10 protein-coding genes are annotated in these 7,298 nt (G+C 69.1%); 5 read left to right on the plus strand and 5 right to left on the minus strand.

The genetic code is table 11. The features are described 5' to 3' along the window. The first annotated feature begins 97 nt into the window (after window positions 1–97). Window positions 98–541 carry a hypothetical protein gene (locus VNE62_00745; protein HVE90818.1) on the plus strand — a complete coding sequence of 148 codons (444 nt, stop codon included), beginning with the start codon at window positions 98–100 and terminating at the stop codon, window positions 539–541. 44 nt (window positions 542–585) lie between these two features. On the opposite strand, the gene VNE62_00750 is transcribed toward VNE62_00745, so the two are convergent. Continuing rightward, window positions 586–1,080: a DUF1579 family protein gene (locus VNE62_00750; GenBank protein ID HVE90819.1), complete on the minus strand. Its 495-nt coding sequence runs from the start codon at window positions 1,078–1,080 to the stop codon at window positions 586–588. Between the two features lie 91 nt (window positions 1,081–1,171). Between VNE62_00750 and VNE62_00755 the strand changes: the two genes are divergently transcribed. Further along, a complete protein-coding gene (locus tag VNE62_00755; GenBank protein HVE90820.1) occupies window positions 1,172–2,116 on the plus strand; it encodes a UDP-glucuronic acid decarboxylase family protein in 945 nt (314 codons plus the stop codon). Beyond that, a complete protein-coding gene (locus VNE62_00760) occupies window positions 2,113–3,447 on the plus strand; it encodes a UDP-glucose/GDP-mannose dehydrogenase family protein (protein ID HVE90821.1) in 1,335 nt (444 codons plus the stop codon). The genes VNE62_00755 and VNE62_00760 overlap by 4 nt, the downstream gene beginning before the upstream one ends. A gap of 15 nt (window positions 3,448–3,462) precedes the next feature. Here the strand turns inward: VNE62_00760 and VNE62_00765 are convergent, their stop codons facing one another. Together VNE62_00765 and VNE62_00770 are read right to left on the minus strand one after the other, a co-directional pair. Continuing rightward, window positions 3,463–4,197: a hypothetical protein gene (locus tag VNE62_00765; protein ID HVE90822.1), complete on the minus strand. Its 735-nt coding sequence runs from the start codon at window positions 4,195–4,197 to the stop codon at window positions 3,463–3,465. A 39-nt stretch (window positions 4,198–4,236) separates the two neighbouring features. After that, the gene (locus tag VNE62_00770; protein ID HVE90823.1) at window positions 4,237–5,031 is read right to left on the minus strand and encodes an undecaprenyl-diphosphate phosphatase; all 795 of its coding nucleotides are present in this window, start codon (window positions 5,029–5,031) and stop codon (window positions 4,237–4,239) included. Window positions 5,032–5,147: 116 nt separating this feature from the next. Here VNE62_00770 and VNE62_00775 point away from each other — a divergent pair, with 116 nt between their 5' ends. Next, window positions 5,148–5,774, plus strand: a complete 627-nt coding sequence (locus tag VNE62_00775; protein HVE90824.1) for a L,D-transpeptidase — start codon at window positions 5,148–5,150, stop codon at window positions 5,772–5,774. Between the two features lie 25 nt (window positions 5,775–5,799). Here VNE62_00775 and VNE62_00780 read toward each other — a convergent pair whose 3' ends face one another. Further along, window positions 5,800–6,606, minus strand: coding sequence for an S-methyl-5'-thioadenosine phosphorylase (locus tag VNE62_00780; protein ID HVE90825.1), 807 nt, complete (start codon window positions 6,604–6,606; stop codon window positions 5,800–5,802). Beyond that, window positions 6,606–6,992, minus strand: coding sequence for an FmdB family zinc ribbon protein (locus VNE62_00785; GenBank protein ID HVE90826.1), 387 nt, complete (start codon window positions 6,990–6,992; stop codon window positions 6,606–6,608). The genes VNE62_00780 and VNE62_00785 overlap by 1 nt, the downstream gene beginning before the upstream one ends. Window positions 6,993–7,092: 100 nt before the next feature. Here VNE62_00785 and VNE62_00790 point away from each other — a divergent pair, with 100 nt between their 5' ends. After that, entirely contained in the window at window positions 7,093–7,257 is a 165-nt protein-coding gene (locus VNE62_00790; GenBank protein HVE90827.1) for a hypothetical protein, read from the plus strand. Window positions 7,258–7,298 lie beyond the last annotated feature (41 nt).

Here is a 7,298-nt window from a genome sequence, read left to right on the forward strand (position 1 = left end):
GGTCGTGCCGCGCGCGGAAAGAGGCGCCTTGGCAAAGTCACAGACTGAAGAACTCGAGCACGCGCCTGCCGGTCGGGGGTCCCCGGAGCCGGTTCGGTTGGTAGACCGGCGCGGGGTCCGGGCCGGTGCCGTGGCTGTGGCCGTCCTGATCCTGCTCGGGACGGCCTTCCTGCTGTTGGGCCCCGGACGCGGAACCCGCCAGGACATCGCGAAGCAACGCCGCGACGTGGGGGCCCAGCGTGTGATCACGGGCGACCAGCTGGAGACGATCCGTGCGCAGCTGGAGACGACTCAGGCCCAGCTGGACGTCACGCGCAAGCAGCTGGAGATCGCGGAGAGCCAGCTGGCGACGTCACAGCGCGCACTGGACCTCACCGATCGCCAGGTGAAGCTGAGCGAGGAGACCGTCCGCATCCAGCGCGAACTGCTGCAGACGATCGAGATACAGCGTGAGCTCCTGCGGATCGCCCAGGCGACCCTGGCCGAGGTCCGGGATATGAACAGCAAGATCCCCAGACCCCCGCCGACGCCCAAGCCCTAGCCTTTTGGCCGCCCCGCCGTTGCGCTGGCTCCTGCTGCAGCTGCTTACGCCGTCCTTTCGTATCTGATCTCCACGCCCAGGGCCTCCTCGCCCGCGGGCGTGATGTTGAAGTGGGTGATCACGAGAGCGTCCGGGCCTGCCAGGTCCAGCTGGGTCCTCCATCCCCAGGTCTGATCTCCCGCGCCGTAGGAGCCCAGCACCGAAACCGGCGACTCCTCGCCCTCCCGGCCCAGGGACAGCATCGTGGCGGTGCCGTTGTGGAAGGAGTCCACCCAGGACATCGTGTGCCTCCGGGGGCCCAGGTCGAAGCCGTGGATGGCGCATCCGGCCAGCTTTGTCCCCTGGAAGCTGCCCTCGTAGCGGTGCATCGCGAACATCCCGTCCAGCAGGGGCGTTATCTCGCCTGCGACGGGTGAGTCGTCCGCCAGCTGACCGGGCTCCAGCCAGGTCCTGGCGCGGCCGCTCCACCGCCCCGCCATGAGGCCCAGCAGGTGGTGAGGCCCACCGGGCGAAAGCGACCGCTGAAGTTGTTCGTCCATATGCTCCCCGTGTCCCGTGAAGCGGCAAAGCTACCATCGGCGGCAGCGCATCCTGCGGGGGGTCGATCGCGGTGGCCGTTACGATTGGCCGATGCGAGCTGTGGTCACCGGCGGGGCGGGATTTCTTGGCTCCCATCTCTGCACCCGCCTCATCGGACGCGGCGACTCGGTGGTCTGCGCCGACAGCTTCCTCACAGGTGACCCCGACAACGTCGCTCAACTCGCGAATGAGCAGGGGTTCGAGCTCATGCGGGTGGACGTCACGGAGTCCCTCGACGTGGACGGACCCGTGGACCTGGTCCTGCACTTCGCGTCCCCCGCCTCGCCGGTGGACTACGCGGAGCTGCCCCTGGAGACGCTGCGCGTGGGTTCGGCAGGCACGGAGAAGGCGCTGGAGCTGGCCCGTGACAAGGGGGCGCGGTTTCTGCTCGCCTCCACGTCCGAGGTCTACGGCGACCCCGAGATCCACCCGCAGCCGGAAGGCTACTGGGGCAATGTCAACCCCATCGGCCCGCGCTCCGTCTACGACGAGGCCAAGCGCTATGCCGAGGCTCTGACCAGCGCCTATTCGCGAATGGGGGCCGTGGACACGAGGATCGTCCGCATTTTCAACACCTACGGCCCACGGATGAGGATGCGCGATGGCCGGGCCGTGCCGGCGTTTCTTTCCTCCGCCCTGGAGGGCCAGCCCCTGGTCGTGCACGGCGACGGGTCGCAGACCCGGTCCCTGTGCTACGTGGACGACCTGGTGGACGGAATCCTCGCACTCGCCGCCTCCGGCCACACCGGCCCCGTGAACATCGGCAACCCGCACGAGATGACTGTGCTGGAGCTCGCGAAGCTGATCATCGACGTGACCGGCAGCCGGTCGCCCATCGAGTTCGGCCCCCGACCCACCGACGACCCGACCCATCGGCGTCCCGACATAACCCTGGCCCGGTCGGTGCTGGGGTGGCAACCTTCCGTAGAGGTCGAGGAGGGGCTGAGGCGGACGGTGGACTGGTTCGCCGGCAGGATCCGGAGGGCGTCGGCGTGAGCAAGGTGGTGGTAATCGGCTGTGGCCACGTCGGACTGATCACGGCTGCCGGCTTTGCGGAGATAGGCCACGAGGTCGTGGGTGTGGACAACGACCCGCAGCGTCTCGAGGTCCTGCGCGCGGGGGCCCCGCCGTTCTACGAGCCGGGGCTGTCCGAGCTTCTGACCAGGCACCACGGCGGCCTTCTGACGTTTGAGGACGACCCTCGCGTGGCCCTTCAGGGAGCCGACGCCGCCTTCATCTGCGTGAACACGCCCCCCAGGAGCGACGGCCGGCTCAGCCTCGCCTTCGTGGAGCAGGCGACCCGAACGGTGGCCGAGGCCGCGTCGGGTCCGATCGTCATCGTCGAGAAGTCCACCGTCCCCGCCAACACCGCCCGCCGGGTGATGGACGTCCTGAAGGAGATGGGCCGCTACCCGGACATCGAGGTCGCGTCCAACCCGGAGTTCCTCAGGGAGGGCACCGCGGTCCAGGACACGCTGGAGCCGGACCGGATCGTAGTGGGGCTGGCCAACGGGGGCCGGGCGCGCAAGGTCCTGGAGGAGCTTTACGCGCCAATCGTGGACCGCACCGGATGCCCCGTGATCTTCACCGACCTGGACACGGCGGAGGTGACCAAGCACGCCTGCAACAGCTTTCTGGCGATGAAGATCTCGTACATCAACGCCGTGGCGGCTCTGTGCGAGAGGCTGGGCGCCGACGTGGAGGTGGTCGCCCGGGGGATGGGGATGGACCCCCGCATCGGGCCGCAGTTCCTGAAAGCCGGCATCGGATACGGCGGCTTCTGCTTCCCCAAGGACGTCTCAGGGTTTCTGACGCAGGCCCGTGACGCCGGAGTGGACTTCGAGCTGCTCGGCGAGGTCCGCAAGATCAATGCCGGCCAGCGGGAGCGACTGCTGGGCAAAGTCCGCCAGGCCGTCTGGAACCTGGAGGGCAAGAGGGTGGCTGTGTGGGGCCTGGCTTTCAAGCCGGGGACCGACGACCTGCGCGAGGCGCCGTCGCTCGAGGTGATACCGGCCATGCAGCGTGAAGGGGCCTCAGTGCGTGCGCACGACCCGGCGGTCGACGCCTCCGCGGCCGGCGCCTTCCCGGGCGTGGAGATCTGCGAAGACCCCCTGACCGCCGTCGAGGGGGCCGATGTGCTGGTGGTCCTAACCGACTGGCCGGAGTTCGAGTCCGTGGATCTGGGAGCCGTCCGCGGGGCCATGCGCAGGCCCGTGATCGTGGACGGGCGCAACGTGTGGCCGGTGGAGACGGTCGCCGACCACGGGTTCACCTACCTGTCGTTCGGACGTCCGGACGTGGTGGCGGGCGAGATCAGGCGGCCCTGACTTCGAGGGGACCGGTCAGCCCAGCAGGCCCACCAGCCTGCCGACCGCCCGTCCGAGCAGGCCTCGATCGCTCTGCCCCCGGGGTGGAGTCATGCTGACGACGGTGATCCTCCGCACTTCGGACCCGGGCGCCTCGGCGTTGCCCGCTGCGTCGACCGAGCGGGCCCGAACTTCGTAGGGACCGGCTTCGCCCGGCGCGGGAGCCCTCCAGGCGCACGAGCGACGGCTGCCGTCGCACGACAGGGTCGCCTGAATCTCACGCGGCACTCCTGAGGTGGGTGTCACCACGACGATTGTCCGCTGGACGCCCGACTGGTCGTCCACGACCCTTCCGGAAAATTCCGTGGGGGCGAACGAGGCGCCGTTGGGGGTCTCGATGGTTGTCACGGGAGCGGCTGTGTCGACCGCGGAGCGCTGCACCGGCGCAGGACCCGGGACCTGGACCCGGGACGGAGGGAGCGCCACGGGAACCGGGGCGGGCGCCACGGGCGTGGTGTCGGCCGCCAAAACCGGGACTTCCTCCGCCGCCGGGGCCGCCGGCTCTTCGATCGTGGGCCCGGACAGCGGGGCGGCGGCGAAGTCCGAAAGCGCGGCGATCGGACTGGGTATCAGCCCAAAGTTGGTGGCTGCCAGGACCGTGACCAGCAGCAACGCGAATGCGGTCGCGACCGCGTACCCCGTGTCCTGCCTGGTCCAGTCCATGCCGTTGCCTCCGTCCCCAGGATGGACCAGGAACGCGGGCTCGACCATGCCGAGAGGTGACTAGACGGCGTAGTCACAAAGGACTAGTCACCGAGACAGCGCGAGGCCGGCCAAGGGGCCGAAGACAAGGCAGTACAGCGCGAACGGCAGGAACGTGCGGGACCGCAGGTACCGCAGGAGCAGGGCCACGACCAGGTAGCCGGACACCAGGGCCGCCAGGAACCCCGCCACCTCGGCCCCCCCTAGTCCGTGGGCGACCACCTCCGGAAGCTCGAGTACGTTGGCGCCGGCGATGGCCGGAAGGGACATGAGGAAGGAGAACTCGGCCGCCGCGGGTCGAGAAAGCCCATTGACGAGCCCGGCGCTCATCGTCGCCCCTGACCGGGACACTCCGGGCAGTAGCGCGACACATTGGGCCAGGCCCATGGCGACGGCGTCGGTCGGCCCTGCCCTCTGGCGCATCGGGCGCGGGTCGCGGGGGCCGATCGTGCCGGAGGCCAGCTCCGCGACCACCAGCACGACAGCGGTAGCGATCAGACTGAAGGCAACAGCCGCGGGGCGTTCCAGCAGGCGTTCGAACGAAGCCTCGAAAGCCAGCCCCGCGACTGCGGCCGGGATGGTGGCCACGACCAGCAGCACCGCCAGGCGCCTGTCGCGTGGCTCCCCCCGGAAGACGCCCCGGACGATCCCCAGGACGCGCTTGAGGTAGTAGGCGAGCAGCCCGCAGAAGGTCCCCAGGTGCAGCAGGACGATAAAGGCGAGTTCCGGCGGCTCCCACCCCAGCAGCGCCGGCACGACCACCAGATGTGTCTTGGACGACACCGGCAGGAACTCGGTGGCCCCCTGGACGAGGCCGAGGATCGCTCCCTGCAGCCACGTCATGGTGCCGTTCTCCCAGCGGGAATCCGGAGGCCCTTCTTGCCAGGACCCTGTCCGGTGGCGTAGAGATTGGGTCCGCGTGCGGCACGCACGCGTCCGGTACAGGAGGGAAGGCGGACATGCTCAGGCGTCTGGTCGTCCTGCTTTTCATGTCTTTGGGTGTCGTGTTCCTGGCTTCCGCGGCCGAGGCGGCCGGCCAGGACTCGTTTGACCAGCGGCGCGCGGAGGTCGCGGCCCGGATCGCATGCCACCGTCAGGTGATCCGAGGCGGTCCCGCCTGCTCGGGCGACGCGAACCGCGCCACGGCTTCCAGCAAGGTCTCGAACGCGCAAGCCGCTCCCGTCGCCGCGGCGCAGGCCGCTCCCCGGGCGCAGGCCGCGGGCGGTCCCAAGCGGATCGTCATCTCCACCCAGACCCAGACGCTGAAGGCCTACGAAGGCGACCGGGTCGTCATGGACACTCCCGTGTCCACCGGGGCGCCCGGTTTCCCGACCCCCACCGGCACCTACTCGATCCAGTCCAAGGAAAAGATGCACTGGTCCACGCAGTACGGCGTGTGGATGCCGTACGCGATGAGGGTCGTGCGCGGCATCTTCATCCACGAGGTCCCGATCGATACGCAGGGGCGCCGGCTCGGTGGAGCTCTGGGCCAGGCTGCCTCTCACGGTTGCATCCGGGTGGGGGTCGGGCCCGCGCAGTCGCTGTACGAGTGGGCTGAGGTCGGCACGCCGGTCACCATCACCTGACGCAAATGTGGCAGCCCCTCTCCGGTCACGTGACCGGCCGGAGAGGTGTGCCCTCCAGAGCGCGCCCGCAATCGCACGCCCGCTCCGGCGCAATGGCCTCGACGCACGAGAAAAGGGCCTGACGAAGCTTGTCGAGGTTGGCCGAGAACACCCGGAACACCTCGTCCATGGTCACCGGTGCCGCCTGTGGGTCCTCTTTCAGCCCCACGTCGTAGTCGGTGATCAGCGACAGGTTCACGTAGCACAGCTCGAGCTCACGAGCGAGGTAGGCCTCCGGGTACTGGGTCATGTTGATGACCTCCCACCCGGCCGACCTGTACCAGGCCGACTCCGCGCGTGTGGAAAAGCGTGGGCCCTGCACGACGACCACCGTGCCCGTGTCGTGTACGCGCAGCCCAGCCCCGCGGGCGGCTGAAGCCGCAATCGCGCGCAACTCGGGGCAGTAGGGGTCGGCCCACGACACGTGCACCGAATGGGGGCCGTCGTGAAACGTCTGCACCCGGCCCGAGGTGCGGTCCACGACCTGGTCGCAGACGACCAGGTCACCGGGGCGGACGTGGGGCTGAAGGCTACCCGCCGCCGCGGGGCCGAGCACCCGCGTGACCCCCATCTCCGCGAGCGCCCACAGGTTCGCGCGGTAGTTGATCATGTGCGGTGGGACCTCGTGATGGGGTCCGTGACGGGGCATGAAGGCGACTTTGCGGCCGGCCACTTCGCCGGTAGACACCGGCCCGGACGGGGGCCCGTACGGCGTCTGGACTTCTTGGGTCCGCAGCCCTTCGGCCAGCGAGTACAGGCCGGAGCCACCGAAGATCCCGATCTCGGCGCGCACTAATCCTTCTTGGGAGGCTTTGCCTTGGACGACGGCTTGTCCGCCGGGGGTGCTTTGTCCGTCTTGTCTCCGGACAGGCCGGAGGAGCTTTCGGACTTGGAGCCGCCCGCTGTGTCCGCCTTGCCGCCCCCGTCGGATTTCGAGCCGCCTTCACCCCCAGAAGGGGAACTGTCTCCGGAGCGCGACGAAGACCCGGAGTCCGTCCGCTTCGGGGCGTAGTCGGTCTTGTGGAAACCGGGACCCTTGAGGACGATACCGACCGGCTGGAAGACCCTCTTCAGGGCGCCGCGGCAGGTCCTGCAGCGCTTGAGCGGGGGGTCGGACATCGACTGCACGACCTCGATGTCGGTCCCGCACTTCTTGCAGCGGTAGACGTACGTCGGCATGGACAGAGTATGACGGCGGCCGTTGAGTCCAGCCCAGCGGGTATGGTCGGATGCATCAGCCGGGTTCTTCCGGCTCCCCCGGGTTTTCGAGGAGGCAGCGATGAGGAAGCTGAAGCTTGCGGCCGTGGCGGCGATCGTGGCCGGCCTGAGCCTGTTCGGGTTCGTCCAGCCAGCGGGCGCCGTGTGCGGCGGAGGAGAGCCCGGCGGGGGCTGCTACTGCCCGGACATCCGGATTCCCAAGAAGGGCCCCATCATCACCTGCTGAGGCTCGCAAGCCACTGAACTTCCCGGGTCCGCGGCCGCTAT

Source organism: Actinomycetota bacterium (genome assembly GCA_035536535.1).
Lineage (GTDB): Bacteria > Actinomycetota > JAICYB01 > JAICYB01 > JAICYB01 > DATLNZ01.